The organism is Sphaerisporangium corydalis (genome assembly GCF_025506355.1).
GTDB lineage: Bacteria > Actinomycetota > Actinomycetes > Streptosporangiales > Streptosporangiaceae > Sphaerisporangium > Sphaerisporangium corydalis.
In genome coordinates, this window is record NZ_JANZYP010000003.1 from 66708 (window position 1) to 93077 (window position 26370).

Consider the following 26370-nt stretch of genomic DNA (forward strand, 5'->3'; position numbering starts at 1 on the left):
CCAACCTGTCAAGGAGGGACCGTGGACTTCGAGCGAGCCGACGCGCTCAACCAGGCCGTCCGCCTGCTGAGCCTGCGCCACCGGGCCAGGGCCGCGGCCCTGCTGGCACCGCTCGGCCTGCACCCCGGCCAGGAGGCGCTCCTGCTCGAGCTCTCCCGGAGCGGCCCGATGATCCAGGCCCAGCTCAGCGAGGCGCTCGGCTGCGAACCTCCTAGCGTCACGATCATGACCCGCAAGCTCGAGGCCACCGGCCACATCCGCCGCGCGCCCGCACCCTCCGACAAGCGAGCCAGCGTCGTCGAGCTCACCGAGAGCGGCGAAGCGCTGGCCGGCCAGGTCAAGCTGCTGTGGTGCGCGCTGGCGGAGGAGACCGTGGCCGGCCTGCCCGCCGAGACGGTGGCGGAGCTCCCCGGCATCCTCACGGCCATGACCGGAAACGTGGACACCAGGCGCCCCCGCCGCTCCCGGGAGCGGTGACAACGGTCCCCTCAGGGCGTCCTCGAAGCGGTAAGCGGGCCCCGGCGGGGCCGGGGATCCGCCCGAGTGGAACGGGTGAATCCGAGTGGCTGGAGTGTGTTGACATAGATGCCAAAAATGACATTATTCAGCCATGCGTGAGGAAGCCGAGCGGCTGCTGCAGATCCAGGACGACTTCGAACGGTTCCGCGCCGCGACCCGGTTGCTGGTCGACCTGGACGACCTGATCCTGGAGATCTCGCGTATCAGGAACGAGAGCGCGTCCCGGATGCAGATCATCTCGGTCGCGCCGCCCGTGCGTTCGGACGACGCGCTGCCCGACGACGCGCGCGCCGTCCTCGACTGCATCCGCAGGACCGGCACCCAGCGGTTCCGCCGGCGTGACGTGTTCCGCCGCCTGGCCCGCCGCTTCAAGACCGTCGCGGCGATGGTCCCCGCCCTGGACCTGCTTGAGGCCGCCGGCTACATCCGCAAGGTGGAGCCGAACACCGAGCCCGGGCAGCCGGGCCGGCGCCGCTCGCCGGAGTACGAGGTCCGGCTCTGATGCCCGGCGCCGGGCTCGTCGAGGGCCGCACGGCCCTGGTCACCGGGGCCGCGCGGGGCATCGGCCTGGCGATCGCCCGCATCCTGTCCGAGCACGGGGCGCGGGTCGTGCTCACCGACCAGGACGCCGCCCTGGCGGCGGAGGCCGCCGAAGGGCTGGGCGGCGGCGCGGCGGTCTCCTCGCTCGGATGCGACGTCACCGACGAGGACGCGGTCACGGCCGCCGTCGGTCACGCGGTCGAGCGTTTCGGCACCCTGGACATCATGGTCAACAACGCCGGGATCACCCGGGACGCGACCATGCGCAAGATGACCCTCGCCGACTTCGAGGCGGTCGTGGACGTCCACCTGAAGGGGACGTGGCTCGGGGTGCGGGCGGCGGCTGAGGCGATGCGGCCCGCCGGGTCCGGCTCGATCGTCAACATCTCCTCCCTGTCGGGGAAGTCGGGGAACTTCGGGCAGACGAACTACAGCGCGGCCAAGGCCGGGATCATCGGGCTCACCAAGGCGGCGGCCAAGGAGCTGGCCCCCCGTGGCGTACGGGTCAACGCCGTGCAGCCGGGGCTGATCCGCACCGCGATGACGGCGGCCATGCCGGCGGACGTCTTCGCGGCCAAGGAGGCCGACATCCCGATGAGGCGGGCGGGGGAGCCGCACGAGGTGGCGGGCGCCGTCCTGTTCCTGGCCTGCGACCTGTCCAGCTACATGACCGGCACGGTGCTGGAGGTCGGCGGCGGCCGGCTGATCTAGACCACGGGGACCGGCTGACCCGGCCGCGGCGCCTGCTGGATCTAGGCGCCGTCGCCCGTCGGGGGAAGCTGGGGTTCGGCCTCCGGTGTCTCCATCGCCGCCGACCCGGACAGGGCCGGCTCCGGGGCCAGGGGGGCGTTCTCCGGCTGTCTTACGTGAGCGGGCGAGGGGTCCAGCGGGTCAGGTCGCGCGCCTTCCAGCGGGCCGGGTGAGACCCCGAGGAGGAACGGGGGGGCCGACCCGAGGCCGGACGCGTGCCGCAGGGCGTCCTCGACGGTGTCGTGGCTGTCGAACGCGCCGCGCAGGCCGGTGATGGTGAGCACCCGCAGCAGGGTGCCCTGCAGGCCGCTGAGCAGGAGGACGCGGCCGGTGGTCTTGCTGCGCCGAAGGGCGGCGATCAGCTCGCTCAGCCCTACCGAATCGCAGAAGGTGACCTCCGCGAGATCCAGCACGATGGTGGACACGCCGGGCACTTTCCATACGTGGTCCAGCTCGCCCCGCAGGACCGGTGCGGAGCGGTAGTCCAGCTCCCCCCGGGCCTGGACGACGAGCGCGCTATCTCGCTCCTCGTATGAGATGTTCAGTCCCATCGGCGGATCGGCCCCAAACTGCATGATCAGCTCCTTCGGCCTGCGGGTCTCAGGGCAGGCATGACTCCCTTCCTACCAGTTCCGGAGGGTGGCCAGCGCCGCCCTCGCCACAGGATGTCGGGATGGTCCGCTCCGCGCGGACAGGAGCCGGAGGAGACCTCAGTCCTTCAGGGCGCCCGCGAGGCCGCTGATGAAGTACCGCTGGAGCCAGAGGAACAGCACGATCACCGGCACCACGATGATCAGCGAGCCGGCCATGATCTCGTTGTAGTGCCGTACGGTCCCCGAGGCCAGCGACTCCAGGGCCAGCGGCAGCGTGTACCGCCCCTCGTCGTTCAGCGAGACCCGGGTCAGCACGTACTCGTTCCAGGTCGGCACCGCGCACAGCACGGCGACGGCGATCAGCGTCGGCCGGCCGAGCGGCAGGTAGACGCGCAGGAAGATGCGCGCCTCGCCCGCCCCGTCGACGCGCGCGGCGTCGCGCAGCTCCTGGGGGACGGCCCGGAAGGCGTTCGTCAGCATGAGCACCGTCAGCGGCGCCGTGCCGTTGACGAACGGCAGGATGAGCCCGAGGTGGGTCCCGAGGACGCCGAGCTTGTCCTCAAGGATCACGACGGGGAGCAGCACGGTGACCCCGGGGACGAACAGCAGGGCGACGAAGAACCAGTACAGGAACCGGCGCCCGGGGAAGTCCAGCACGGCGAACGCGTACGAGGCGAGGCTGTAGATCACGAGCACCCCGGCAACGGTCAGCCCGGTGACCTTCAGGCTGTTGGCGAAGTAGTCCAGGAAGTGCAGCCTGCCCCAGGTGTCGATCAGCGTCTGGAAGGTCGGCCGGGACGGCACGAGGTTCCCCCCGGCCAGGATCTCGAAGCGGTCCTTGAACGCCCCGGAGACCATCCACAGGAACGGGTACAGGCTGACGACCGCGTACAGCGCCAGGGCGAGGTAGGCGGCGGCCCTGGCGCCGCCCGGCCCCCACGGCGGCGCCGGGCGCCGGGCGGCGGTGGCGGGGACGGCCGCGCTCATCGGCCGGCCCCCCGGCGGACGGGGGCGGTGGTCACCGGTCGGGGGGTGGCGGTCACCGGTTGCTCCTCAGCATGCGGCCGTTGGCGAGGGTCAGCAGGAGCGCCGCGATGAAGATCATCCATCCCAGTGCGCTTGCCAGCCCGAGCGTGGGGGACAGGCCCTTGAAGAAGGCCAGGTGGTAGGCCTGCAGGCTGACCACGTCGGTGTGCCCGGCGGGCCCGCCGTCCGTCGTGAGCAGGAAGATCTGGAAGCCCTGCATGGAGTCGCGGAGCCCGAGCAGCACGATCGCCGTGGTGATCGGCCGCAGCAGCGGCCACACGATGTGGCGCACGGTGCGTACCCCGCCGGCGCCGTCGATCTGCGCGGCCTCCAGGATGTTCGGGTTGATCGCTTGGAGGCCGGCCAGGTAGAGGAGCATCGCGACCGGCACCGACCCCCAGATCATGACCACGATGACCGTCGGCAGCGCGGTCGAGGGGTCGGCCAGGAAGCCCTGCGGCCGGGACAGGTCGCCGAGGCCCACCGACCGCAACATGAGGTTGAGCGGGCCGTCGGGCTCCAGCACGTACCGCCAGGCGTAGTAGACCGCGATCCCCGAGGTCACGTACGGCAGGAAGAAGATCGACCGCAGCGGCCCGCGCAGCCGCCGCACCGAGTTGAGCAGCACGGCGAGCGGCAGCGCGATCACCACCGTGCCGAGCGGCACCGCGATCATCACGATCAGTGTGTTGAACGCCGCCTTGCGCAGGTCCGGGGCCAGCGTCGGGTCCGCGTACAGCAGGTTGGCGTAGTTCTCCAGGCCCACCCACTCCCAGGTGGGGGTGAAGCCGTTCCAGGTGGCGAAGCTCAGCGAGACGCCGTAGCCGATGGTGTACAGACCCATCAGCAGGAACAACGCCACCGCCGGGGCCACGAACGCGTACCCGGTGAGCCACCGGCGGAGCCGGCGGGCCGAGGGCGACCGCGCCGGGGCAGGCCCCCGCCCGCCCCGCGTCACCGGGAACGGGCCGGAGCCGCCCCTGGATGGCGGGCCGGAGCCGGGGGCCGGCGGGTGCGGGACGCCGGTCGTGCGTGTGGAGGACATCACGCCCGCCTAGGAGGCGGCCTTCCACATGGCCGCGACCGCCGCGTCGATCTGTGCCCCGGTGGCGGCGGGGTCGGCCTCCTTGAGCGGCGACAGCTTCAGCAGTGGCGGGGACATCTTGGCCTCGTCGTAGCCCGGCGGGTGGAACGAGCCGTCCGCCGCGTCGTAGGTGCTCTCCGGCGGCCCGGTGAAGTACTTCTGCAGGGCGGCCAGGTCGGCGCCGAGCAGCTTCTCGGCGTCGGCGCCGAGGTCGGTGGCGGGCAGGTCCAGCGAGGCCGAGGCGAAGATGCCCGCGCCCTGCGGCGAGGTGAGGAAGTCGACCCACTTGGCCGCCGCGTCGTGCGCCTTGCTCGTCGAGGTGACCGAAAGGCCGGTCAGCGCCAGCGCGGCGAGCCGCAGGTCGGTGACCTTCCCCCCTGTCGGCGGCGGGACCGGGAAGGTGAGCACGTTGGAGGGCTTCATGCCGTTCTGGGAGAGGAAGGCGAGGGTGAACGTGCCGCCCACGTCGAAGGCGGACTTCCCCTGGGCGAACGCCACGTCGGCGTCGTCGATGCCGAGCGCGGTGGCACCGGGGATCCAGTACGGAGTGAGCTGGCTGTACAGCGACAGGGTCTTGACCGCGTCGGGGGCGCCGAACCCCTGCGTCGTGCCCTTCCCGAACAGCGCCTGGAAGCGCTCCTTGCCCAGGTAGGCGAACGCGAGCTGGGCGTAGAGCCAGTTGAAGCCGGTCTGGTGCACCTTCAGGCCGAGCGAGAGGCCGCCCTGCTTCGGGTCGGCCTTGGTGGTCGCCTGCAGGTAGCGGATGAAGTCCTCCCACGTCTTGGGCGGGGTGGCCGGGTCGAGCCCGGCGGCGGCCAGCTTCTCCTTGTTGGCGTACACGATGCCGAACGTGCCCGCCGTGAACGGGACGCTGTACAGGCTGCCGGCCTTGGCGCCCTTGAGCTCGGTCACCTGCTTGATCCGCTCGTCGGTGACCAGACCCGTGTCCTTCGTGGTCGGCAGGAACCGGTCGAGCTTCGCGGCGGGGAAGTCGGGGGACAGGTCCGCGAGCAGGCCCGCCCCGCCGATCCGGAAGTCCTCGCCGCCCGCGTGCACTTCGAGCACGTCGGGCAGGTCCTTGGTCTGCGCGGCGCTCTGGACCTTGGCGGTGAAGGCGTCGTCGGGGGTGATCGCCTCGACCTTGACGGTGACGCCGCTCTGCTTCTTGAACTCCGCCGCGGCCTGCTCAAGCGCGGCCAGGTGGGTCTGCTTGAACGTCCACATGCGCAGTGTCGAGGCCCCAGCGCCCGACGCCCCGCCTCCGCCCGATCCCGTGTCCGAGCCCGAGCAGGCCGCCATGACGGTGACCATGAGCAGGGCCGTCACGGCCGCGGCCGTGGCCCGGTAGGCGGATCTCGGTGTTGCGCTTGCCATGAAGCCTCCGGTTCCGGCGCGCGCGGACGCGTTCGCCTCGGTCCGGACCGGCGGAGGAACCGCAGGACACGGGATAGCAAATCGTTAAGACTGACCATGAAAATACGCCAGGGACGATCAATGTCAATGGTCTGTCCGGAAACCGGTTCACCATCCCTTTTCGGGCATGGTGATCCGGCGGTGACGGGGGTGGTGGGACGGCAGTGACCGCTGTGGCGGTCGCGGCGGCCCTCCGGGGCCGTGCCCCGGGCGCCGGCCCGTGCATTGGATCAGGCTCGTGCCCTGGGTCAGGCTCGTGCCTCGAATCAGGCTCGTTCTCGGATCAGGCTCGTGCCCGGGTCAGGCGGACTGGCGGCGGATGAGGCGGGCCGGGATGATCGTCTCGCTGGGCGGCCCGGACGCGGTCCCCGACAGGCGGTCCAGCAGGAGACGGCCGCAGGCCTGCCCTATCTTCCGCGCCGGGTTCGCCATCGTCGTGAGCTGCGGCGAGACCAAAGTGGCGGCCTCTATGTCGTCGAACCCCATGATGGCGAGGTCGCCGGGCACCTTCAGGCCGCGCCGCGCCGCCGCGTCCAGGGCGCCGATGGCCATGACGTCGTTGGCGCAGACCACCGCCCGGGGCGGGCGCGGCAGGCCGAGGAGCCGCAGGGTGCCCGCCATGCCCCCCGCCCGGCTGAAATGCGTGTGCACGATCAGGTCCGGGTCCGGCGGCAGCCCGCGCTCGGCCAGCGCCGCCAGGTAGCCGGTCACCCGTTCGGCCGCCGGCCCCTGCGCGTCGGGGCCGCAGACGAAGCCGATGCGCCCGTACCCCCGGTCGAGCAGGTAGCGGGTCGCCTCCGCGGCCCCGCCCTCGTCGTCGCTGTGCACGAGGTCGACCCCGTCCTGAAGGAGCCGGCCGCCGAGGCGCACCACCGGGACGCCCACGTCGATGGCCGGCAGCAGGTCCTCGGCGTGGGTGTGGAAGACCGCGAAGGCGATGCCGTCGACCTGGCGGGCGATCATCTGGTCCAGTGCGGACCGCTCCAGGTCACGGTCGCCGTCGGTGTTGCTGATGATCTCGTGGTACCCGGCCGGGCCGAGCACGTCTTGCAGCCCGCGCGCGAGCATCGGGTAGAACGGGTTGGTGATGTCGGGGATGATCAGCCCGATCGCCTGGCTCCGGCTGGTACGCAGCCCCCTGGCCAGCACGTTCGGCCGGTAGCCCAGCTCGGCGATGGCGTCCATCACGCGCTGCCGGGTGGCGGCGGAGACCGGCCGCCGCCCGTTGAGGGCGTGCGAGACCGTCGTCGCGCTCACGCCGGCGAGCTTCGCGACCCTGCCGATGCTGGGCCGGTCGCCGCGAGGGGTCACGACGGGATCGTACCCGCCCGCCGGGGGATGGTCAGCGCGCGCGGCGGTCGGCGCGGCGGGCCAGCGCGACGACGACGCCCGCGCACAGGAGCAGCGCCACGGCGCCGCCCGCCACCAGGATCGTGCCGCTCGCCGGGAACGACGAGGACGCCGAGGACGCGGGGGCGTCCGTCGCGTTGGCGCCCGTGGCGGTCCCGGTGTCGCCAGAGGAGTGCGTGCCCTCCCCGGTCCCGGCGTCGCCGGAGGAGTCCTGCGTGCCGTCCGCGGTCCCGGTGTCGCCCGGCGGGTCCGTCGCCTCGCGCGTGGGGGCGGCGGAGCTCGCGGCGAACACGACGTCGGAGCAGGAGTAATAGGTGTCGGGGGTGTCGGAGTTCTGCCAGACCGTGTAGATGAGGTGCCGGCCGGTCTTGCCCTTGGGCAGCCTGCCCTTCATGTGGTACGCCCCGCCGGACAGCCGGGGGTCGGTGACCCGCAGGAAGGGCCGGGACTCCAGCGCCGCCCACGTCAGCGGCCGTGTCGGGGAGTACCCGTCCTTGGTGACGTACATCCGGAACGTGCCCTTGTGCGGGATCGTCGCCCGGTAGGTGAAGTCGTACGCGGCGCCGGCGGCCAGCGTCGTCGCCGGCCAGTCGCCGCGCGCCAGGTCGAGCCCGCGGAACGGGACGAGCCCTCCGCTGCACAGCCTCCCGTCGGCGATGACCTGCCGGTCACGCCCGGCCACCCCGGGGACCCGGATCTCGTCCCAGGCGTCCAGCGCGTCCGGGCCGTTCTTGGCCACGGCGGCCGCGCAGGCCCTGGACGTGGCCGCCTCGCCGCCCTCGGGACCGCACGCGGCGGCCCGGCTGACCGGCTTCGAAAGCGCCCCGTGGGCCGCGGTCGTGACGAGAGGGGCCGCTCCGGACGCGAGCTGGGCCGCTCCGGCGGGGGCTCCGAACGCGAGCTGGGCCGCTCCGATGGCGGTGAGCGTCACGGCGACCCTGCGCGAGAGCACGTGGCAGACCTCCTGGGTGGTGAACCGGAACGGGACGGATCGCGTTCCCCTGATCAGGAGGTGGCCCGTGACGCCTCCGCGCCGGAGGCACCCCACTGCGGCCACGACCGTAGCAGGATCGTGTTCACGATGTGGTCGAAAACGAGATCAACTACTCGGTCGGTGCGGGGGTGATCCGGGAGCCCGGCGGACGGCGCGCCGGCCGTTCGCGCCGCCGGCCGGGCCCCCGGTTCGCACGGCCGGGTTCTGGTTCGCACGGCGGGATTCTGGTTCGCACGGCGGGATTCTGGTTCGCACGGCGGGATTCTGGTTCGCACGGCGGGATTCTGGTTCGCACGGCGGGGTTCTGGTTCGCACGGCGGGGTTCTGGTTCGCACGGCGGGGTTCTGGTTCGCACGGCCGGATTCCGGGTCGTCCGGCCGGGTTCTGGGTCGTCCGGCCAGGTTCTGGGTCGTTCAGCCGGTCCGGGTCGTTCAGGGGAGGGCCGGGAGGATCATCGTCACGCCGGGCGGGCTCGTCGAGCCCATGGCGGTGAGCGCGTCAGGGACCTCGCCGAGGCCGATCGTCCGGGTGACGAGCAACTCCGGCCTGAGCGTCCCGGCCGCGATCATCGCGAGCATCGGCGGGTACGCGTGGGCGGCCATGCCGTGGCTGCCGGCGATCTCCAGCTCCAGCGCCACGACCCGGTCCATCGGGACGGCCGGGTGCCCCGCGACCCGGGGGAGCAGCCCCACCTGGACGTGCCGCCCGCGCCGCCGCAGGCTCTCGACCGCCGCGCCGCACGTCGCGGCGCTCCCCAGCGCGTCAACGGTCAGATGCGCGCCCCCACCGGTGACCTCCCGGACACGCGCCACCACCTCGGCGTCCCACGGAATCGTGCTCGGAGACCCGCCGTCCGGTGACGCGCGGACGGTCTCGGCGGCGCCGAAGCGGGTGGCCAGGTCGAGCGCGGCCGGGGAGACGTCGACGGCGACCACGCGGGCGCCGCACGCCGCGGCGACCATCACCGCCGACAGGCCGACGCCGCCGCACCCGTACACCACCACCCACTCGCCCGCCGCGACCCGCCCCTGGGCGACGACCGCGCGGAAGGCGGTGGCGAACCGGCACCCGAGGCTCGCCGCCGTGGTGAACGGCATCGCGGCGGGCAGCCGGACGAGGTTGACGTCGGCGTCCTCGATGGCGACGTACTCGGCGAACGACCCCCAATGAGTGAACCCCGGCTGGGTCTGGTTCTCGCAGACCTGGTGGTCACCGGCCGCGCACGACGGGCAGCGTCCGCACGCGCAGATGAACGGGGTCGTCACCCGGTCGCCGGCCCGCCACCGCGTCACCCCGGCGCCGGTGGACTCGACGACGCCGGCCAGCTCGTGTCCGGGCACGTGCGGGAACCGCGTGATGTCGGGGTCGTGGCCCATCCAGCCGTGCCAGTCGCTGCGGCACAGCCCCGACGCCTCCACCCGGATCACCGCGCCCCCGGCCGAGGGACCGGGGTCGGGCAGCCGGCCGACCTCGAGCCGCTCGCCGAACCCGTCATACCGAACCGCGCGCACCGGCGGCCTCCTCTCGTCTTCGCGACCTTCGCACCGGACGGGGCGAAAGCCTCTCCGCTCGTGACCTTCGCCCCGGATGGCACGAAAGCCTCTCCGCTCGTGACCTTCGCCCCGGACGGGCGAAAGGCTGACCTGGGCCCCGGGCAGGGCGAAGGTCTCTCTGTTCGTGACCTTCGTCGAGGACCGGACGAAAGCGGTGACCCGCACGATATGGTCTCCGCGGCGATGGCGCGGCCCGCCGCGCGGCCTCCCCGGCGACCACACAGAAGGGCCAGCGGTGGACCTCGTGCTCACGATCATCATCCTCGTCGCGGTGCTCGCGATGATCTCCACGTTCGCGGTGATCGCGAGGCGGCTGCTCAACCTGCGGTTCGGCCTGGTGAGGGCGTTCCTGGCCGGCGGCCTGGCCTACCTGCTGGCCACGCCGATCGCCCGCGCGCTCTCCGGGCCGGTGTTCAACGAGGACCCCGGCCTCGCCCCGCTGTGGTTCCTGATCCTCGCCATAGCGTGCTCGCTGCTCGCGGCGATGGTGTTCCTCGCGGTCGCCGAGGCGATCGTGCCCACCGGGTCGGTGCCAGGCCCCATCGAACTGGTGCGGTCCCTGCGCGGCAGGTTCGTCCGGACCCGCCGCTACCTCGCCATCTTCCGCGTCCTGGTGCGCCACGGGCTCGCGCCGTACCTGCGCGGCCGGCGCCCCGACGTCGGCGCCGCGCCCGGCCGGGCCCGCCTCGCGCGGTCGCTGCGCGGCGCGCTCGACGACGCCGGCGTCACCTTCGTCAAGCTCGGCCAGATCCTGTCCACCCGGCCCGACCTGATGTCCGCCGAGTTCATCGACGAGCTGGCCCTGCTGCGCGACAAGGCCGCGCCCGCGTCGTGGGAGGAGGTCGAGCGGGTGCTCGCCGACGAGCTGTCCGGTCCGGTGGACGAGGTGTTCATGGAGTTCGACCGCCGCCCGCTGGCGTCGGCGTCCATCGCCCAGGTGTACGCCGCGCGGCTGCGCTCCGGCGAGCGGGTGGTGGTGAAGGTGCAGCGTCCCGGCATCGCCGAGGTGGTCGAACGCGACCTCGACATCCTGGCGAGGATCGCCGGCTCGCTGGACGTCCGCACGCGGTGGGGCCGGTCGATCGGCGTCCTGGACCTGTCCCGGGGGTTCGCCGAGGCGCTGCGCGAGGAGCTCGACTTCCGGGTCGAGGCCGCCAACATGGCCGCCGTCGCCGCCGTGTCGCGCGACCCCGCGGTCCACGTGCCCGCCCCCCACACGCCGCTGTGCGGGCGCCGCGTGCTCGTGATGGAGCGCCTGGACGGGACGCCCCTCGACAACGCCTCCGGTCCGGCCGGGAGCGGCACCCGGGACGGGCAGGACGGGGAGACGCCGGACCGGCTCACGCTGGCGCGCACACTGCTCGACGCGCTGCTCCGCCAGATCATGCTGGACGGCGTCTTCCACGCCGACCCGCACCCGGGCAACCTCATGCTCCTTTCCGACGGGCGTCTCGGCCTGCTCGACTTCGGGTCGGTGGGCCGGCTGGACGGCTCCCTGCGCGCCTCGATCCAGCGGCTGCTGCTGGCGATGGACCAGGGCGACCCCCTCGGCGTGTCCGACGCGCTGCTGGAGGTGGTGCCGCGCCCCGACGAGATCGACGAGCAGCGGCTGGAACGGGAGCTGGGCCGGTTCATGGCCCGCCACATGAGCGGCGGCACCCCGGCCGGCGGCGTGCGGATGTTCACCGACCTGTTCCGCATCGTGTCCGGCCACGGCCTGTCGGTCCCGCCCGAGGTGGCGGCGGTCTTCCGCACGCTCGCCACCGTCGAGGGGACCCTCACCCGCCTCGCCCCGGGGTTCGACCTGGTGGCCGAGGCGCGGGCGTTCGCCGGACGGCACTTCGCCGGGCAGCGCGACGCCGCGGCGGTCAAGCGGGTCGTCACCGACGAGCTGACGTCGCTGCTCCCGATGTTCCGGCGGCTGCCGCGCCGCGTGGAGCGCATCATCGGCGCCGCCGAGCACGGCAGGCTCAGCGTCAGCGTCCGGCTGTTCGCCGACGACCGCGACCGCAGGCACGTGACCGGCATGCTGAACCAGGTGCTGCTCACCGTGCTGGCCGCCACGGCGGGGATCATGGCGGTGCTGCTCCTCGGCGTCGCCGGCGGGCCGAAGGTCACCGCGCAGGTCACCCTCTACCAGCTTCTCGCCTACAACCTGCTGGTGGTCGCGGCGGTGCTCGCCCTGCGCGTCCTCGCGCTCATCTTCCGCCGCGACACCTGACACGCCGCCGGCCGCCCGGCGGGCACGGAAGGCCTACAGGTCGGCGTCAGGGGGTCAGGCGGTCTCCGGGCGGGGGAGCCGGACGGGGGTCAGCAGGCCGGACACCGCGACCAGCACGCAGGCGACCCCGGCGACCAGGCACGTCGGCGCGACGCCGAACCGCGCGGCGCCCGCCGTGAGCGCGGCGGCGCCCAGCGGCCCGAGCGCGGAGTGCAGCGTCCAGAAGGCGGAGGTGACCCGGCCGAGCAGGTGGTCGGGGGTCATCTCCTGCCGCAGCGACATCGAGCAGATCCCCGCCAGGCCCGTGCAGAACAGCATGAGCGTCGCGAGCGCCGCGACGGTGGGCACGCCTTCGGCGTACCCGATGCCGGCGACGGCGACGCCGCCCAGCGCCCACGCCCCGATCCAGCAGCGGCCGAAGCCGAGGTGCCTGCGGGCGGGGGCGACCACCACGGCGGCGGCGAGCGTCCCCGCGGTCGCGAACGCCAGTACGTAGCCGACGGTGCCGTCCGACCGCCCGAGGTCGTGCTTCAGGTGGTACACGATGATGTCGGGCAGGCCGAAGGTGAGGAAGGTCAGCGCCGAGAGCAGGACGGTGAGCGACCGCAGCACCGGGCGCGCCCACAGGAACCGGGCCCCGGCCGCGAACTCCCGCCACGCGGCCCGCCGCCCGCCCGCCTCCGGACGTTCGCCCGGCGGCTCCTCGGGCGCGGGACGCAGGCGGAGCAGGAGGATGCCGGCGGCGGACGCGGCGAAGCTGGCCGCGTCGATCGCGATCGCGGCGGCCGGCCCCCACAGCCCCGAAAGGACGCCGGCGAGCATCGGGCCTCCGACGCTCGCCACCGCGTACGTCCCGTAGAGGTGGCCGTTGGCCCTGGTGATCTGGCCGGGCTCGACCAGGCGCGGCACGACGGCCACGTAGGCGACCTGGAACAGCATGGAGAAGGCGGCGGCGAGCGGCACCACGACGTAGACCGGCCACGTCACCGGGGAGACCCACCAGACGATCGGTATCAGCGCGTACAGCACGCAGCGCGCGACGTCGCACACCAGCAGCAGCGTGCGGCGGTCGACCCGGTCGGTGACCACCCCCGCGAAGATCCCGGTGACGGTGGACGCGGCGCCGGCCAGCGCGGTGACCACCCCCATCTGGACCACCGAGCCCGTCGCGTGCAGGATCAGCAGCGGGAGCGCGACGAAGGAGATCGAGTCGCCGACGCTGGAGAGGGTCTGCGCGGTCAGGAAGACCACGAAGCCGCGGTTCCGCCATAACGACGCCGGGTTCTCCCCGCCCATCAGCCCCCCGCGCCGTCGTCGCCGTCGGCCGCGGCCCGGCGCAGCAGGGGGGTGACGCGGTGGGGGACCAGGGTGCGCATCGCCAGGGCGGTGCTGGTGCGCTCCACGCCCGGGGTGGCCAGCACGCGGCCGGCGACCCGGTAGAGGTCGTCGGCGTCCCTCGCGGCCACCCGCACCAGCAGGTCGGCGTCCCCGCCGCTGACGCCGAGGACCTCGATGACCTCGGGGACGGCGGCCAGTCCATCGGCCACCTCGGCGAGCCGGTGCTGGTCGACCCGGACCGTGACGTACGCGGTCAGGCCGTAGCCGAGGACCTCGGGATGGAGGCTGCGCTCGAACGCCGCCAGCACCCCGCGCTCCTCCAGCTTGGCCAGCCTGGCCTGCACGGTGTTACGGGACAGGCCGACCTGCTCGGCCAGGGCGAGGACGGTCGCGCGTGGGCTGGCGATCAGGGCCAGGAGCAGGCGCGCGTCGACCCGGTCGAGCCTCCCCAAGCTGCGCATACTGCATCACCTTCCTGGGGTCACCCCTATAAAACCGTGCAGGTAGCTTACTTAATCGCGCTGCACTTGCGCATACTCGCACTTGTTGGTCAGCATTATTCAGCAAAGTGCTCAACAGGCCGCCGGTCGGCGTCGTCACGAAAGGCGGACATGGGATGAACCAAACGGCGGATCTCCCGGCCTCCCGCGCCGCGGCCGACGGCAGCGGCGACCTGGACGTCCTCCGTGAGATCGAGCGGCGGGTGCTGTGGCTGTCGACCGCGATGATCGACCACGCGAACCGCGTCCGCCCGAACCCGACGGGGCTCAAGGTCGGCGGCCACCAGGCGTCGAGCGCGTCCATGGTCTCGATCATGACATCCCTGTGGTTCGAGTCGCTGACCGCGGCCGACCGGGTTTCGGTGAAGCCGCACGCCTCGCCCGTGCTGCACGCCGTCAACTACCTGCTCGGCGAGCTGGACCGCTCCTACCTCACCACGCTGCGCGAGTTCGGCGGCCTGCAGAGCTACCCGAGCCGCACCAAGGACCCCGACCCCGCCGACTACTCCACCGGCTCGGTGGGCATCGGCGCCACCGCGCCGATCTGGGGCGCGCTGGCCCGCCGCTACGTCGAGGCGCACTTCGGCGGTGCCGGCACCGGGCGGCAGTACTCGCTCCTCGGTGACGCCGAACTGGACGAGGGCGCCTGCTGGGAGGCCGTCCTGGACCCGCAGGTGGCCGAGCTGGGCGAGGTCGTGTGGGTCGTCGATTTCAACCGCCAGTCCCTGGACCGCGTGGTCCCCAACATGGGCGGCACCCGCCTGCAGGGCATGTTCGCCGCCGCCGGGTGGCAGGTCATCACGGTGAAGTACGGCCGCCTGCTGGAGGACCTCTTCGCGCGGCCCGGCGGCGAGGCGCTGCGGGCGCGCATCGACCTGATGTCCAACCCCGAGTACCAGCGGCTGCTCCGCTGCGACCCCGGCGAGCTGCGCGCCCGCCTCACCGGCGCGGCCGGGACGCGCGGGCCTGGGCCGGACACCGGGGCCATCGCGGCGCTGCTCGACGGGGTCGACGACGCGACGCTGCACGCCGCCGTACGCAACCTCGGCGGGCACGACCTGCTCGCCCTGCGCCAGGCGTTCGCCGAGATCGACGACACCCGCCCCACCGTGATCTTCGCGTACACGGTCAAGGGCCACGGCCTGGCCAGCGAGGGCCACCCCCAGAACCACTCCTCCCTGCTGACCGCCGGCCAGCTCCGCGAGCTCGCCGAGCGCGTCGGGGCCGACCCGGACCGGCCTTGGGAGCAGTTCCCCGAAGGGAGCCCGGCCGCGCGGCGCTGCGCCGAGACCGCACTGCGCCTGCGCAGGACACCGCCCCCCGCGGCGGAGGACCACGAGGTGCCCGCCGACTTCGGGCGCACCCCGCACGGCACCGCGACCACGCAGGCGGCGCTCGGGCGCACCCTGTTCGACCTCACCCGCCAGGCCCCCGCCGTCGGCGCCCGCGTGGTCACCGTCAGCCCGGACGTCACCTCCAGCACCAACCTGGGCGGCTGGCTCAACAAGGTCGGGGTCTGGGCCACCTCCGAGCGGCACAACTGGTTCGACGACGACGCCGAGACCATCCTGCACTGGCGCGAGCGGCCCACCGGGCAGCACATCGAGCTCGGCATCGCCGAGACCAACCTCGTCGGGCTCATCGGCGAACTCGGCGCCACCTGGTCCCGCTGGGGACGGCCGCTGCTGCCGATCGGCGTGCTGTACGACCCGTTCGTCGAGCGCGCCCTGGAACCCTGGTCCTTCGGCATCTACGCGGGCGGCCAGTCCATCCTGGTCGGCACCCCCTCCGGGGTCACCCTCGGGCCCGAGGGCGGCGCGCACCAGTCGATCAAGACCCCGTCGATCGGCATCGAACAGCCCGGCTGCGTCGCCTACGAGCCCGCGTTCGCGCTCGACCTGGAATGGTGCCTGCTCGCGGCGCTCGGCCGCCTCGGCAGGCCGGACGGCCGGTCGGCATACCTGCGGCTGTCCACCCGGCCGGTCGACCAGACCCTCGCCAACGTGCCCGCCGACCCCGCCGCCCGCGAACTGCGCCGCCGCCAGGCCGTCGCCGGCGCCTACCCGCTCAGGCGCCACGAGCGTCCCGCCGTCACGATCGCCGCCATGGGGGCGCTGCTCACCGAGGCGCTCGCCGCCGCCGACCGGCTCGACGCCCTCGGCATCGGCGCCGACGTCGTGTGCCTGACCAGCCCCGGGCTGCTGTTCCAGGCCGTGCGCGGGCGCGGCGGGCACGGCGACGCGCCCACCTGGATCCTCGACAGCGTCTTCCCCGCCCACCGGGCCCGCCCGATCGTCACCGTCCTGGACGGGCACCCGCACGCGCTGGCGTTCCTCGCGGGGATCCACCAGGTGCCGGGCACCCACCTCGGCGTCACCCGGTTCGGCCAGTCGGGCGGCATAGAGGACGTGTACCGCTACCACGGGATCGACACCGACGGCATCGTCGCCGCCGCCCTGGACCTGGCCGACTGACCTCGCGTCCGGGCCCTCGCACGCGCCCGGACCTGGTGACCGGCCTCTCCGGGAAGGCGCGCGGGGCGGTAGCGTGCGTACATGACGGGACTGTCCCAGTGGACGCGGCAGTGGCGGGTGCGCCGCGACTTCACCATCGCCAAGCTGGCGACGGCCGCCGCCTTCGCCGTCGTCGCCGTGGTCGTGTCCGGCGACACGCGCGGGATGCTGCTCTGCGCCGCCGCGGCCGTGATGCTCGGCGCCTTCGGCCTGCGCGACGTGCTGGCCCCGGTGCGGCTCGCCGCCGACGACCAGGGGCTTCTCGTGGTGACCGGCGTGACCCGCAGGGCGCGGGTGTCCTGGCCTGAGGTGGCGGAGATCCGGGTCGCGGACAACGCGCGGTACGGGCTGCGGTGGGACCTGCTGGAGATCGAGACCGCGGAGTCGCTGCACATCTTCTCGTCGTTCGAGCTGGGGACCTCGTGCATGGACGCGGCCGACGAGCTGTTCCGGCTCCGGCCGGGCTGAGTTCGGCTCCGGCCGGGCTTCGTTCCAGGCTTCGTTCCAGGCTTCGTCCGGGCTGAGTTCCGGGCTGTGCCGGGGAGGGGTCACGCTGAGTGGGAAGCGCTCTCAGCGGCCGGGTCGCTCTCCGCGTGAGGCGGGCTTGCGGATCTCCATCGTGGCTGGTGAGGGCGCTGATACGCGCCGGACGCCGGTGGATCGGCGGTCGCCCGGCGGTGGGAGCGGCCTGAGAGCGCTCTTGCGGGGCTCTTGACTCGGAACGCTCACAGGGTCAAGATCTGCGCAGTGCGGCTGAGGGGGGCCGCCGTGACCCTCGCCGTGCCTCGAGAACGGACGCCCCATGATCAGACCTCCTGTCCGAGCAGGCCTGCGCCGTAGCGCCCTGGCGGTGCTGGCGGGCCTGACCCTCCTCACCACCGGCGCCGCGGTCGTCCCGAGCGCGGGCGCCGCCGCCGACCCCGGCGCCGAGGCCGCGAAGGGCACCCGGCAGCCGGTGATCGGCAAGCCCGACACCGACTCCCACGGCTGCGCGCGCATCGAGAAGAGCCTCCCGCCGCTCGCCGGCTGGCCGAAGGTCAAGAGCCAGATCAAGCAGGACCCCTCCGACGAGAGGCGCATCGCGAAGATCGTCGCGGGCATGACGCTGGCCGAGAAGATCGGCCAGATGACCCAGCCGGAGATCTCCGCGATCACCCCGGCGGAGGTCGCCCAGTACTTCATCGGCTCGGTGCTCAACGGCGGCGGCTCCTGGCCCGGCGGCGACAAGCACGCGACGCCGAAGGCGTGGCTCGACCTCGCCGACGCCTACTGGCAGGCGTCCACCGGCACCCGGACGAAGATCCCGGTCATCTGGGGCATCGACGCCGTCCACGGCAACAACAACGTCTACGGCGCCACCCTCTTCCCGCACAACATCGGCCTGGGCGCCGCCCACGACCCCTGCCTGGTCCGCGACATCGGCGCCGCGACCGCTGAGCAGATCCACGCGACCGGCCAGGACTGGGCCTTCGCGCCCACGCTCGCCGTCGTGCGCGACGACCGGTGGGGCCGCACCTACGAGGGCTTCTCCGAAGACCCGAGGATCACCCGCGCCTACGGGTACGAGGCCGTCCGGGGTCTGCAGGGCGGCAACTCGCACGGCATCGGCGGCAAGGGCGTCATCGCCACCGCCAAGCACTACATCGGCGACGGCGGCACCCTCAAGGGGACCGACCAGGGCGTCAACCCGTCCTCGGAAGCCGACATGATCAACATCCACGGCCAGGGCTACTACGGCGCGCTCGCCGCCGGGGCCCAGACCGTCATGGCCTCGTTCAACAGCTGGACCAACGCCGACCTCGGCATCAACGAAGGCAAGATGCACGGCAGCAAGCTCGCCCTCACCGACATCCTCAAGCAGAAGATGGGCTTCGACGGCGTCGTGGTCTCCGACTGGAACGGCATCGGGCAGGTCACCGGGTGCACGAACTCCAGTTGCGCGCGGGCCGTCAACGCCGGCATCGACGTCGTGATGGTGCCGAACGACTGGAAGGCGTTCATCACCAACACCACGGCGCAGGTCCAGAGCGGTGAGATCCCGATCGCGCGCGTCAACGACGCCGTCACCCGCATCCTCCGCGTCAAGATGCGCGCCGGGGTGTTCGGCGCCCGCAAGCCGTCGGCCCGCGCCCTCGCCGGATCCGCCGACGCGCTCCAGGCCAAGCGGCTCGCCCGCCAGGCCGTACGCGAGTCGCAGGTCCTGCTCAAGAACAACGGCAAGGTGCTCCCGCTGGTGTCCGGCTCCAAGGTGCTGGTCGTCGGCAAGAGCGCCGACAGCATGCAGAACCAGTCCGGCGGCTGGACCCTCAGCTGGCAGGGCACCGGCAACACCAACGCCGACTTCCCGAACGGCACCACCGTCCTGGCCGGCCTGCGCGAAGCCCTCGGCGCCGCCGACGTCACGTTCAGCGAGACCGCCGACGGGGTCGACCCGTCCGCCTACGACGCGGTCATCGCCGTGATCGGCGAGACGCCGTACGCCGAAGGGGTCGGCGACCTCGGGCGGCGCACCCTGGAGGCCGCCAAGCTGTACCCCGGCGACCTCGCCGTCCTGGACAAGGTCCACGGCAAGGGCGCGCCCGTCGTCACCGTGTACCTCTCCGGCCGGCCGATGTACGTCAACAAGGAGCTCAACCGCTCCGAGGCGTTCGTCGCCGCCTGGCTCCCCGGCACGGAGGGCGCCGGCGTCGCCGACCTGCTCGTGCGCTCCCGCCATCGGGACGGGTACACCGGCAAGCTGTCGTACTCGTGGCCGAAGAGCGCCTGCCAGACCCCGCTCAACCCCGGCACCGCGGACTACGACCCGCTGTTCCCGCTCGGCTACGGCCTGCGTGACGGGCAGACCGGCTCGGTCGGGACCCTCGACGAGACCAGCCCCGACGCCGCCTGCGGCTCGACGGGCGGCGGCGGCACCGCGACCGAAGACCTGTCGATCTTCGACCGCACGGACGTGGCGCCGTACAAGAGCTTCATCGGCTCGCCCGAGAACTGGGGCGGCACCGAGATCGGCGTCGACGGCACCGCTTCGCACGCCGAGATCAGCGTCGTCCCCTCCGACGTCAACGTGCAGCAGGACGGACTCAAGGCGACCTGGAACGGCGGGCCCGCGCAGATCTACATGCAGGACCCGGCGGGCGGCAGCGACCTGCGCGGATACCTCAACGCCGACGCCGCCCTGGTCTTCGACACCATCGTCCACCAGGCCCCGGCCGCCCGGACCGTGATCAGCGCCCACTGCGTCTACCCGTGCTTCGCCGAAGTGGTCGCCACCTCACTGTTCCAGGGCCTCCCCATCGGCACCAAGGCGACGGTCAAGATCCCGATCTCCTGCTTCGCGGCCGGGGGACTCGACCTGGAGGTGGTCAACACGCCGTTCCTCGTGTACACCGAGGCCGCGTTCTCGGCCTCCTTCGCCAACGTCCGCTGGGTCCCCGGCGCCGCCAAGGACGCCGACGCCCAACCCTGCTCCGCCCTCACCTGACCCTGTCATCCCTGGCCTGTCTGTCCCTTGACCTGATCCTCCGCCCCTGACCTGATCCTGCGGCCCGGCCCTTCGAACCAAGGGCCGGGTCGCTTTGGTATTGGTCCGGTGGGCCGAGGTTTTCGCTATGGCGTACCGGCCGGGTGGGTGCTGGTCGGTGGGCGTGTCGATATTCCCCACCCGGCACCGGGTTGGGTGGGCGAGTCGGTGTTGCCCACCCAACCCCGTGTCGTGCCGGGAAGGGTGGGTACCGTACGGTCTCGGCCGGGTATTCCGACGCGCGCGCTCAGGCGGACGAACCGGTCGCCGACCTTTGGCAAACGCACGGACAGGTCGCTGAGCTGTGGCGAACACGCGGACAGGTCGCCGAGCTGCGGCGAACGCGCGGACAGGTCGCCGACCTTTAGCGAACGCGCGGACAGTTTGCCGATCCGCGTCAAACACCGCGAGAAACGGAGCATTCCCGATGAGGGATACGGCGGTCTCCTCTCAGGGTTATGGCCCTGATCAGAACTCCCCCTTTGGCTACAGCCTCCATCATGTGCAACTGGCGATTCCGGCCGGCAGTGAGGATGAATGCCGCGCCTTCTACGTCGGTGTCCTTGGCATGATCGAGATAGTCAAACCCCCGCCTCTGGCCGCCCGAGGGGGACTATGGGTCCGCGCGGACACGCTTGAGATCCATCTAGGCGTGGAGCAGGACTTCCGACCGGCCGAGAAAGCTCATCCCGGCATTCGGGTGACCGCTCTGAACCAGCTCGCCGGTCACCTGGAAGCCAATGGCGTGGCGATCACGTGGGACGACGACTTCCCTGGTCACCGGCGCTTCTACGCATCCGACAACGTCGGCAATCGCCTGGAGTTCCTCCAGAGGGACACGGAAGTCCCGGCGAAGTGGTGAGATGATCGGCGTTCTTCGAGACTCGCGGATCTTCCCGGCACCTCGGTAGTCCGGCGCCGCGTGTGGATCGCCGTGATGGACTTTCCCGCCGACGCCCGCGCCGGACGGGAATGTGAGTCCCGTGGTCGACGTACCCCTAGGTGGCCGAGATCAACGAATCGGTGCGCCCGCTCACGCCGGTGCGCCCGCTCACGGCCGAGCCACGGTGTAACCGATGCGTTCACCGAGGTCGAGCTGTGCGGTCAGCTCGCTGGCCAGGTTCACCGCGTCCCACCGGGCGATGGTCGTCACCAGGCCGGCGCACCTGTGGGAGGGCAGAAGCGGGACGCGCCGGGTGGCCCACCATCCGCCGAAGGATCCGTCCGAGCAGGTGAACCGAGCGATGCGCCACGCCGGGTAGGTCCGCCTCAGCAAGACGAGCTGATAATCCCCGCGCGACGGCACCCTTTCCCCGGCCGTCGTCACGCGAAGCGCACCAGCTTGGCCCGGGACTCCTGCTCGGCGATCGCTCGGGCAAGCCCGAGTTCGTCGTCGGCATCGACCGTCCGCCACGCGACCTTCTGGGCGGCCTCGTCGAACGGTTCTTCGCGGGTCGCCCAAAGGCGGCCTTTGTCGCTGCGGAAAACGCGCCAGCCGGGGATGGTTTCGTTGGCCGTCGTCATGACCGTCTCCACTCGTCGCTGTCACTCAACGTGATTAGACGAGCACCGTAAGCCCACCATGCCCGGCCGTCGTTCACAGCCGTTAACCCTTGTGAGCTATGAGACGCCGAAGCGGTAAGCGAGACCTTGCAGGTCCCGGCCAGCGGCTGCGGCTCGTGACCGGGTGAGCAGGTGGCTCACGGTCTCCCGCACCAACGGGCTGTTCCTGATCTGCTCGGGCGCCAGCCGCTCCGCTTGACGCAGTCTCTCGACGGCGTCCCGCTCCCGGCGCGGGATCTGGGCGATAGCGCGCCCCCAGTCGGCGTAAAACGCTGCCTGGCGCCCGCGTGAGGGGATCAACTCTGGGTGGACCGTTCGCGCGATCTCATCGGCCTTGTCGATCTCCCCGAGTTCCACCATCAGCGCGACCCGCCACACGCTCACATTGGTGGGTCCGAAGTGCAGGCCGTAGACGTTTCCCTCTCCGGTGCGATCGGCGGTGGCCTGCGCCTCGGCCAAATGGACGTCCGCCTCGGCCGGCCGGTTCAGGCTCACGCTGGCGAGTGCCGCCGACAAGTGCAGCATTCCGTACAGCTCGACGGCCGCAGGGTCACCGGAGGCGATCTGAAGCCGTTCGGCCGCCCGGTCGGCCGCCGAGAGGGCGGCCGAATAGGCCCCGGCGGGCAGCAACGCGTGGGACCGCACGAAGGCCGCCAATCCCACCAGGGCAGGCTCATCGAGGCGGGAGGCGGCGTCGCGCGCCTGCTGCACAGCGATCTGCGCAAGGTCCAGATATCCCAGATCCTTCAACAGATAGAACGCCGCGTGGCTTGCTCTCACCAGCGCGCGAAGCGCCTCGGCTTGCTCTCGCTCGTCGCCGATCGTGGCCATGACGTGCAATTCCGGCATCAAGTCGGGCAGCAGCCGGCCGAAGTCGCCGTAGTGCGACGCGTCGCACAGTGCTTCTACCTGATCGGTCTCCGCCAGGAGCAGGTCAAGGCCTCGGGGCCGTACGTCGGCCGGTTCATCGAGGGAGGAACTGAGCAGCGCGATCCGGACACGTGGCACCGTTCCATGCCCACCGGCTCCATTCGGCTGTGGGGGCGGCCTGTACGGCTGGCCCGTCAACTCGGCGACCGACACCTCCAACGCATCGGCGAGAGCGGAGATATGGGATCTGCGCTCCAGGGAACGCTTACCGTTCTCCACCATCGACAAGAAGCCTTTGGACAGCCCCGACCGGTCCGCGAGGACCTGCAGACTCATTCCGCGATACCGGCGAGCACCTCGCAGACGTTCGCCGATCGTGCCGGCTTCGCTCATAATCCCTGCGCCCTTTCTGATGTCCAGAACACCATCAGGCTAGACGCGCAGAGCAATTCATGTCCCGCACAAGACCATCCCCTTGCTGCCAATTCTGCGTGCCCCATAAACACCGATACGCCCCGTCCTCCTGGAATGCATCAATCCGGGGGAAGGGGCGTATAGGTGTGAATGTGAGTACGAAACGATGCCGATGTGACAGATCATCCGGTGGTGGCGGAGGTGGTCAGGGGCCCCGCCGGGGCTTGCCTATTTCGCGGTCCTGATGCATGACAGTGAGGTGGAAGGGGACACCACCCCGGCACGGCAAAGAGGTGTACGTGATGGCGGACGAGGTCCCGGCCTGGGCCGCGTGGTTCTCCGAGACTGCATCGCGGAGCCAGGAGCCTGGGACCCCCGTCGTCATGCTGCAGGGCCGGGCTCCCATCGACGTGCTCACGGAGCTACTCCCGGACGGGGACCTGAGCGGACGTATGGCCGCCATCACCGGCAAGCGCGCTGGGGCCGGTCTCGTCGCGGACCTTTCGGCTCGGGTCCACGGTCTGCGGCTCGCTGATGACGTGCTGGCCGGTGGGGATCTGATCGTTCCGGCGTTTCGTGAACTGGACTCTGCGGTGTCCATCTACCAGAACTCGACCCACAGCGAAGAGGTCGGGCGGGGCATGCTCACCGCGATCGGGGAGTTCGCCCAGATCGCCGGCTGGGTGGCCAGCGACGCAGGCCTGCACGACCGCGCGGCCGACACCTACCGGTTGGGGATCAGCGCAGCACGCGAAGCCGGAGACGGCACCCTGGAGTCCAACCTGCTCGGGTCCCTGGCCTACCAGGAGGCGAACGTGGGCGACTCCCAGAGGGCCGTCGGCCTCGCGCGTGCAGCACTTGAGGCAGCGGGGCCGGACGCGCCGCCACGAGCACGCGCCTTGGCGTGGGATCGCATCGCGTGGGCGTACACCCGCGCGGACGACGCGCAGAGCACCATGGAGGCGCTCGGTGAGGCAGGCACGGCGCTCGCCGGCCCCGGCGACGCGGACGGCCCCGCGTATCTCTACTGGGTGGGCGCGAGCGAACTTCAGGTCATGGAGGCTCGCGCCTACACCGAGCTTCGCCGCCCGCTACGGGCCGTGCCTCTCCTGATCGATGTATTGGGCCCGTACGACGCCACTCATACGCGCGAACTCGCGCTCTATCTGTCGTGGCTTGCTGTGGCCCTGGCGGATGCTCGCGAGCCCGAGGAAGCGGCGGCGACCGCGGCGCGGATGCTGGAGTTGTCCGCCGACCTTGCCAGTGATCGGACTGCGCAGCGCGCCCGCGTAGTCCTCGCGAGCCTGGAGTCGTATCGCGATGTGCCGCAGGTCCGTGACCTCCTCGTGCAGTACGCCGGGGACCTTGGTTGAATCCACACCGAAAGGACATGTCGACCATCACGGGAGAACGGTGAGCCAGCCCCACACGCGTATCGACTACTGGCAGGACCCCGACGCACCCAATCCGACCAGCCGCAAACCATCGGTGAGCGTGTTCGTCCGGGACGATGAGGGCAAAATCCTTTTGCTTCGCCGTGCGGATAACGACCTTTGGACCATTCCGACAGGTGGCGTCAAGAAGGGCGAAACCGTGGCCGAGTGCGGCGTCCGTGAATGCCGCGAGGAGACCGGCCTTGTCGTGGAGATCACGGGCCTCGTCGGTGTTTTCTCCGATCCTGGCCACGTGATCGTGTACATGCACGGCAAGAAGGTCGATGAGGTGCGCCAGCCGGTCAACGTCTGCCTGCGCGCCCGGGTGGTCGGTGGAGAAGTCGAGCCTGACCCGGAAGAGGCCCAGGAAGTGCGCTGGGTAGACGTCGAAAATCTGGACGACTACCGCATCCATCCTGCGATTCGCCGCCGCATTGACACGGGCCTGAACAACGAAGCGCCGTACGTCGAGTGAATCATGTCAGGATGCCGAGAATCGGCCACTTGGCTTACAGCGGCGTGACGAGCACCTGGTACGCCGAAGGGTTTCTAACTTGTGGCGGGCATTGGTCCCGCCGAGGCGTGTGCTGCCCGTGATCCCCGACGGGGCGTGGCTGCCCGTGGTTCCCGGCGGGCCGTGTGCTGCCCGTGGTCCCCGCCGAGGCATGAGCTGCCAGTGGTCCCCGGCCGGGCATGTCCTGCTCGTGGTCCCCGGCGGGGGTGTGGGGTTGGGTGGGCAACACCTGCTGGCCCACCCAACCCGGTGCCGGGTGGGGGGCGCCGACATGCCCACCGGCCTGGCTGAAGCGGACCCGCACGCTTGAGCGGGGATGGGTTGGGTGGCGCGACACCAGCGTGTCCACCGGTGGTGGCGGACGTATCCGTGGGTCCGCCGGGCCTCGGCTGATCCGCAGCCCTGGCGGGTCCCGGGTTGGGTGGGCAACACCTGCTGGCCCACCCAACCCGGTGCCGGGTGGGGGGCGCCGACATGCCCACCGACCTGGCCGAAGCGGACCCGCACGTCCACGCGGGACATGGGTCGAGACGGTTACCGCTTCCGGACCGCGTAGGTCAGGTGGGTCGCCCGCTGTGTCGGATCCGCGCGGATCGGCTCCAGGGCCACGCGGCCCGCGTCCACGCCCCCGAACAGGCGGATTCCGGAGCCGAACAGCACGGGTGAGAGCGCGATCGAGAACTCGTCGACCAGGCCGGCGTTCACGTGCTCCAGGATCGTCGCGCCGCCGCCCGCGATGCGGACGTCTCGGTCGCCGGCGACCACGCGGGCCTGGTCGAGCGCGGTCTCGATGCCGTCGTTGACGAAGTGGAAGGTGGTCCCGCCCGGCCGCTCCCAGGGGTCACGCTTCTCGTGCGTCACGACGTATACCGGCGTGTGGAACGGCGCCTCCTCCGGCCACATTCGCTCGCCGGCGTCGAACATGCGCTTGCCCATCACGCTCGCGCCGGTGCGCTCGAACGTCTCTCGCGCGATGTCGTTGTCGCGCCCTTCCTCGCCGCCCTCGCCGAGCCCGAGGTTCTCCCGGAAGAACCGCTGCGGGTAGATCCACGCTTGCAGTTCCATCCACTGCTGTCCCATCAGGTCTCCGAGGGACTCGGGCGCGATGAAGCCGTCCAGCGACATGGACACGCTGAAGAACACTTTTCCGGCCATCAGTCCTGAACTTCCTTCCGGACGGTCTCGGTGACGTAGGCGTCCAGGTTGCTCAGCGTCTGCCGGCCGCCTTCGATCGCGTGGTACTTCTCGACCGCCTCGTCGTGCAGTTCCTTGGTGGGGAACACCGTGCGCATCTCGATCCGGGTCGCCGCGCCGTCGGGCGCGAACGTGAGGACCGACTCGAAGGCGTTCGGGTCGCCGCGGGACTCACCGTGCAGCAGCGCGATCCTTTCCGGCGGGGCGATCTCGGTCCAGGAGATCCACTCCTGGTAGTCCGTCCCGTCCGGTCCGTGCATCACGAACTGCCACTCGCCGCCGGCGCGGAACTCGAACGCCCGCGTGGTGGTGGTGAACCCCTCCGGTCCCCACCATCGCGACAGGTGCCGGACTTCGGTGAAAGCCTTGAACACCAGCTCTCGTGGGGCGTCGATGACCCGGGAGATGACGATCTCGCGGTCGGCCGTCGCGGACTGCGGGGGTGTTCCTCGTCCCGTCGCGCTCATC

The 26370-nt window shown here is 71.5% G+C and carries 24 protein-coding genes; 10 read left to right on the forward strand and 14 right to left on the reverse strand.

Going from position 1 to position 26370, the window contains the following annotated elements; all coding sequences use genetic code 11:
• The first annotated feature begins 21 nt into the window (after positions 1-21).
• From NYZ98_RS03225 to fabG, 3 genes are all read left to right on the forward strand, one after another.
• Positions 22-477 (forward strand): MarR family winged helix-turn-helix transcriptional regulator, encoded by a 456-nt coding sequence (locus tag NYZ98_RS03225; RefSeq protein ID WP_262840930.1) that lies wholly within the window; start codon positions 22-24, stop codon positions 475-477.
• A 133-nt stretch (positions 478-610) separates the two neighbouring features.
• A complete protein-coding gene (locus NYZ98_RS03230) occupies positions 611-1021 on the forward strand; it encodes a hypothetical protein (protein ID WP_262840931.1) in 411 nt (136 codons plus the stop codon).
• Complete coding sequence (fabG, locus tag NYZ98_RS03235; RefSeq protein WP_262840932.1) at positions 1021-1770, forward strand: 3-oxoacyl-ACP reductase FabG; 750 nt, start codon at positions 1021-1023, stop codon at positions 1768-1770. The genes NYZ98_RS03230 and fabG overlap by 1 nt, the downstream gene beginning before the upstream one ends.
• 41 nt (positions 1771-1811) lie before the next feature.
• On the opposite strand, the gene NYZ98_RS03240 is transcribed toward fabG, so the two are convergent.
• From NYZ98_RS03240 to NYZ98_RS03270, 7 genes are all read right to left on the reverse strand, one after another.
• Positions 1812-2384, reverse strand: a complete 573-nt coding sequence (locus tag NYZ98_RS03240) for an STAS domain-containing protein (RefSeq protein WP_262840933.1) — start codon at positions 2382-2384, stop codon at positions 1812-1814.
• Positions 2385-2519: 135 nt separating this feature from the next.
• Complete coding sequence (locus NYZ98_RS03245) at positions 2520-3389, reverse strand: carbohydrate ABC transporter permease (protein ID WP_262840934.1); 870 nt, start codon at positions 3387-3389, stop codon at positions 2520-2522.
• A 52-nt stretch (positions 3390-3441) separates the two neighbouring features.
• On the reverse strand, positions 3442-4473 hold the full coding sequence (locus NYZ98_RS03250; protein WP_262840935.1) for a carbohydrate ABC transporter permease: 1032 nt from the start codon (positions 4471-4473) through the stop codon (positions 3442-3444).
• A 9-nt stretch (positions 4474-4482) separates the two neighbouring features.
• On the reverse strand, positions 4483-5886 hold the full coding sequence (locus NYZ98_RS03255) for an extracellular solute-binding protein (protein WP_262840936.1): 1404 nt from the start codon (positions 5884-5886) through the stop codon (positions 4483-4485).
• Between the two features lie 339 nt (positions 5887-6225).
• Complete coding sequence (locus NYZ98_RS03260; RefSeq protein ID WP_262840937.1) at positions 6226-7236, reverse strand: LacI family DNA-binding transcriptional regulator; 1011 nt, start codon at positions 7234-7236, stop codon at positions 6226-6228.
• A 31-nt stretch (positions 7237-7267) separates the two neighbouring features.
• The gene (locus NYZ98_RS03265; protein ID WP_262840938.1) at positions 7268-8227 is read right to left on the reverse strand and encodes a lytic polysaccharide monooxygenase auxiliary activity family 9 protein; all 960 of its coding nucleotides are present in this window, start codon (positions 8225-8227) and stop codon (positions 7268-7270) included.
• A 473-nt stretch (positions 8228-8700) separates the two neighbouring features.
• Positions 8701-9780 (reverse strand): zinc-dependent alcohol dehydrogenase family protein, encoded by a 1080-nt coding sequence (locus tag NYZ98_RS03270; RefSeq protein ID WP_262840939.1) that lies wholly within the window; start codon positions 9778-9780, stop codon positions 8701-8703.
• Positions 9781-10057: 277 nt separating this feature from the next.
• Here NYZ98_RS03270 and NYZ98_RS03275 point away from each other — a divergent pair, with 277 nt between their 5' ends.
• Positions 10058-12043 (forward strand): ABC1 kinase family protein, encoded by a 1986-nt coding sequence (locus NYZ98_RS03275; protein WP_262840940.1) that lies wholly within the window; start codon positions 10058-10060, stop codon positions 12041-12043.
• 54 nt (positions 12044-12097) lie between these two features.
• On the opposite strand, the gene NYZ98_RS03280 is transcribed toward NYZ98_RS03275, so the two are convergent.
• Positions 12098-13339 carry an MFS transporter gene (locus NYZ98_RS03280; protein WP_262840941.1) on the reverse strand — a complete coding sequence of 414 codons (1242 nt, stop codon included), beginning with the start codon at positions 13337-13339 and terminating at the stop codon, positions 12098-12100.
• Positions 13339-13842 (reverse strand): Lrp/AsnC family transcriptional regulator, encoded by a 504-nt coding sequence (locus NYZ98_RS03285; protein ID WP_262840942.1) that lies wholly within the window; start codon positions 13840-13842, stop codon positions 13339-13341. Before NYZ98_RS03285 ends, NYZ98_RS03280 begins: the two co-directional genes overlap by 1 nt.
• A 155-nt stretch (positions 13843-13997) precedes the next feature.
• Here NYZ98_RS03285 and NYZ98_RS03290 point away from each other — a divergent pair, with 155 nt between their 5' ends.
• The 4 genes from NYZ98_RS03290 (at position 13998) to NYZ98_RS03305 (ending at position 20776) form a co-directional block, all read left to right on the forward strand.
• Entirely contained in the window at positions 13998-16355 is a 2358-nt protein-coding gene (locus NYZ98_RS03290; protein WP_262840943.1) for a transketolase-like TK C-terminal-containing protein, read from the forward strand.
• Between the two features lie 81 nt (positions 16356-16436).
• Complete coding sequence (locus tag NYZ98_RS03295) at positions 16437-16862, forward strand: PH domain-containing protein (protein WP_262840944.1); 426 nt, start codon at positions 16437-16439, stop codon at positions 16860-16862.
• 334 nt (positions 16863-17196) lie between these two features.
• Positions 17197-19875: a glycoside hydrolase family 3 protein gene (locus tag NYZ98_RS03300; RefSeq protein ID WP_262840945.1), complete on the forward strand. Its 2679-nt coding sequence runs from the start codon at positions 17197-17199 to the stop codon at positions 19873-19875.
• Positions 19876-20341: 466 nt separating this feature from the next.
• Positions 20342-20776: a VOC family protein gene (locus NYZ98_RS03305; RefSeq protein ID WP_262840946.1), complete on the forward strand. Its 435-nt coding sequence runs from the start codon at positions 20342-20344 to the stop codon at positions 20774-20776.
• Between the two features lie 189 nt (positions 20777-20965).
• Here the strand turns inward: NYZ98_RS03305 and NYZ98_RS03310 are convergent, their stop codons facing one another.
• The 3 genes from NYZ98_RS03310 to NYZ98_RS03320 all read right to left on the reverse strand — a co-directional run bounded on the left by NYZ98_RS03310 (position 20966) and on the right by NYZ98_RS03320 (position 22740).
• A complete protein-coding gene (locus NYZ98_RS03310; protein WP_262840947.1) occupies positions 20966-21190 on the reverse strand; it encodes a hypothetical protein in 225 nt (74 codons plus the stop codon).
• A gap of 47 nt (positions 21191-21237) precedes the next feature.
• Positions 21238-21438, reverse strand: coding sequence for a hypothetical protein (locus NYZ98_RS03315; RefSeq protein WP_262840948.1), 201 nt, complete (start codon positions 21436-21438; stop codon positions 21238-21240).
• Positions 21439-21534: 96 nt separating this feature from the next.
• On the reverse strand, positions 21535-22740 hold the full coding sequence (locus NYZ98_RS03320) for a helix-turn-helix domain-containing protein (RefSeq protein WP_262840949.1): 1206 nt from the start codon (positions 22738-22740) through the stop codon (positions 21535-21537).
• A 323-nt stretch (positions 22741-23063) separates the two neighbouring features.
• Between NYZ98_RS03320 and NYZ98_RS03325 the strand changes: the two genes are divergently transcribed.
• Both NYZ98_RS03325 and NYZ98_RS03330 read left to right on the forward strand, forming a co-directional pair.
• On the forward strand, positions 23064-24134 hold the full coding sequence (locus tag NYZ98_RS03325; RefSeq protein WP_262840950.1) for a transcriptional regulator: 1071 nt from the start codon (positions 23064-23066) through the stop codon (positions 24132-24134).
• Between the two features lie 40 nt (positions 24135-24174).
• The gene (locus NYZ98_RS03330; protein ID WP_262840951.1) at positions 24175-24669 is read left to right on the forward strand and encodes an NUDIX domain-containing protein; all 495 of its coding nucleotides are present in this window, start codon (positions 24175-24177) and stop codon (positions 24667-24669) included.
• A gap of 573 nt (positions 24670-25242) precedes the next feature.
• Here the strand turns inward: NYZ98_RS03330 and NYZ98_RS03335 are convergent.
• Both NYZ98_RS03335 and NYZ98_RS03340 read right to left on the reverse strand, forming a co-directional pair.
• A complete protein-coding gene (locus NYZ98_RS03335) occupies positions 25243-25863 on the reverse strand; it encodes a dihydrofolate reductase family protein (RefSeq protein WP_262840952.1) in 621 nt (206 codons plus the stop codon).
• On the reverse strand, positions 25863-26369 hold the full coding sequence (locus tag NYZ98_RS03340; RefSeq protein WP_262840953.1) for an SRPBCC family protein: 507 nt from the start codon (positions 26367-26369) through the stop codon (positions 25863-25865). The genes NYZ98_RS03335 and NYZ98_RS03340 overlap by 1 nt, the downstream gene beginning before the upstream one ends.
• Position 26370: the final 1 nt, after the last annotated feature.

Bases quoted from the DNA above. Each gene is read 5' to 3' on its own strand.
- NYZ98_RS03230 (WP_262840931.1), top strand. From the start codon at position 611: ATGCGTGAGGAAGCCGAGCGGCTGCTGCAGATCCAGGACGACTTCGAA.
- fabG (WP_262840932.1), top strand. From the start codon at position 1,021: ATGCCCGGCGCCGGGCTCGTCGAGGGCCGCACGGCCCTGGTCACCGGG.
- NYZ98_RS03240 (WP_262840933.1), bottom strand. From the start codon at position 2,384: ATGCAGTTTGGGGCCGATCCGCCGATGGGACTGAACATCTCATACGAG.
- NYZ98_RS03245 (WP_262840934.1), bottom strand. From the start codon at position 3,389: ATGAGCGCGGCCGTCCCCGCCACCGCCGCCCGGCGCCCGGCGCCGCCG.
- NYZ98_RS03250 (WP_262840935.1), bottom strand. From the start codon at position 4,473: ATGTCCTCCACACGCACGACCGGCGTCCCGCACCCGCCGGCCCCCGGC.
- NYZ98_RS03255 (WP_262840936.1), bottom strand. From the start codon at position 5,886: ATGGCAAGCGCAACACCGAGATCCGCCTACCGGGCCACGGCCGCGGCC.
- NYZ98_RS03280 (WP_262840941.1), bottom strand. From the start codon at position 13,339: ATGGGCGGGGAGAACCCGGCGTCGTTATGGCGGAACCGCGGCTTCGTG.
- NYZ98_RS03285 (WP_262840942.1), bottom strand. From the start codon at position 13,842: ATGCGCAGCTTGGGGAGGCTCGACCGGGTCGACGCGCGCCTGCTCCTG.
- NYZ98_RS03290 (WP_262840943.1), top strand. From the start codon at position 13,998: ATGAACCAAACGGCGGATCTCCCGGCCTCCCGCGCCGCGGCCGACGGC.
- NYZ98_RS03295 (WP_262840944.1), top strand. From the start codon at position 16,437: ATGACGGGACTGTCCCAGTGGACGCGGCAGTGGCGGGTGCGCCGCGAC.
- NYZ98_RS03300 (WP_262840945.1), top strand. From the start codon at position 17,197: ATGATCAGACCTCCTGTCCGAGCAGGCCTGCGCCGTAGCGCCCTGGCG.
- NYZ98_RS03305 (WP_262840946.1), top strand. From the start codon at position 20,342: ATGAGGGATACGGCGGTCTCCTCTCAGGGTTATGGCCCTGATCAGAAC.
- NYZ98_RS03315 (WP_262840948.1), bottom strand. From the start codon at position 21,438: ATGACGACGGCCAACGAAACCATCCCCGGCTGGCGCGTTTTCCGCAGC.
- NYZ98_RS03320 (WP_262840949.1), bottom strand. From the start codon at position 22,740: ATGAGCGAAGCCGGCACGATCGGCGAACGTCTGCGAGGTGCTCGCCGG.
- NYZ98_RS03325 (WP_262840950.1), top strand. From the start codon at position 23,064: ATGGCGGACGAGGTCCCGGCCTGGGCCGCGTGGTTCTCCGAGACTGCA.
- NYZ98_RS03335 (WP_262840952.1), bottom strand. From the start codon at position 25,863: ATGGCCGGAAAAGTGTTCTTCAGCGTGTCCATGTCGCTGGACGGCTTC.
- NYZ98_RS03340 (WP_262840953.1), bottom strand. From the start codon at position 26,369: ATGAGCGCGACGGGACGAGGAACACCCCCGCAGTCCGCGACGGCCGAC.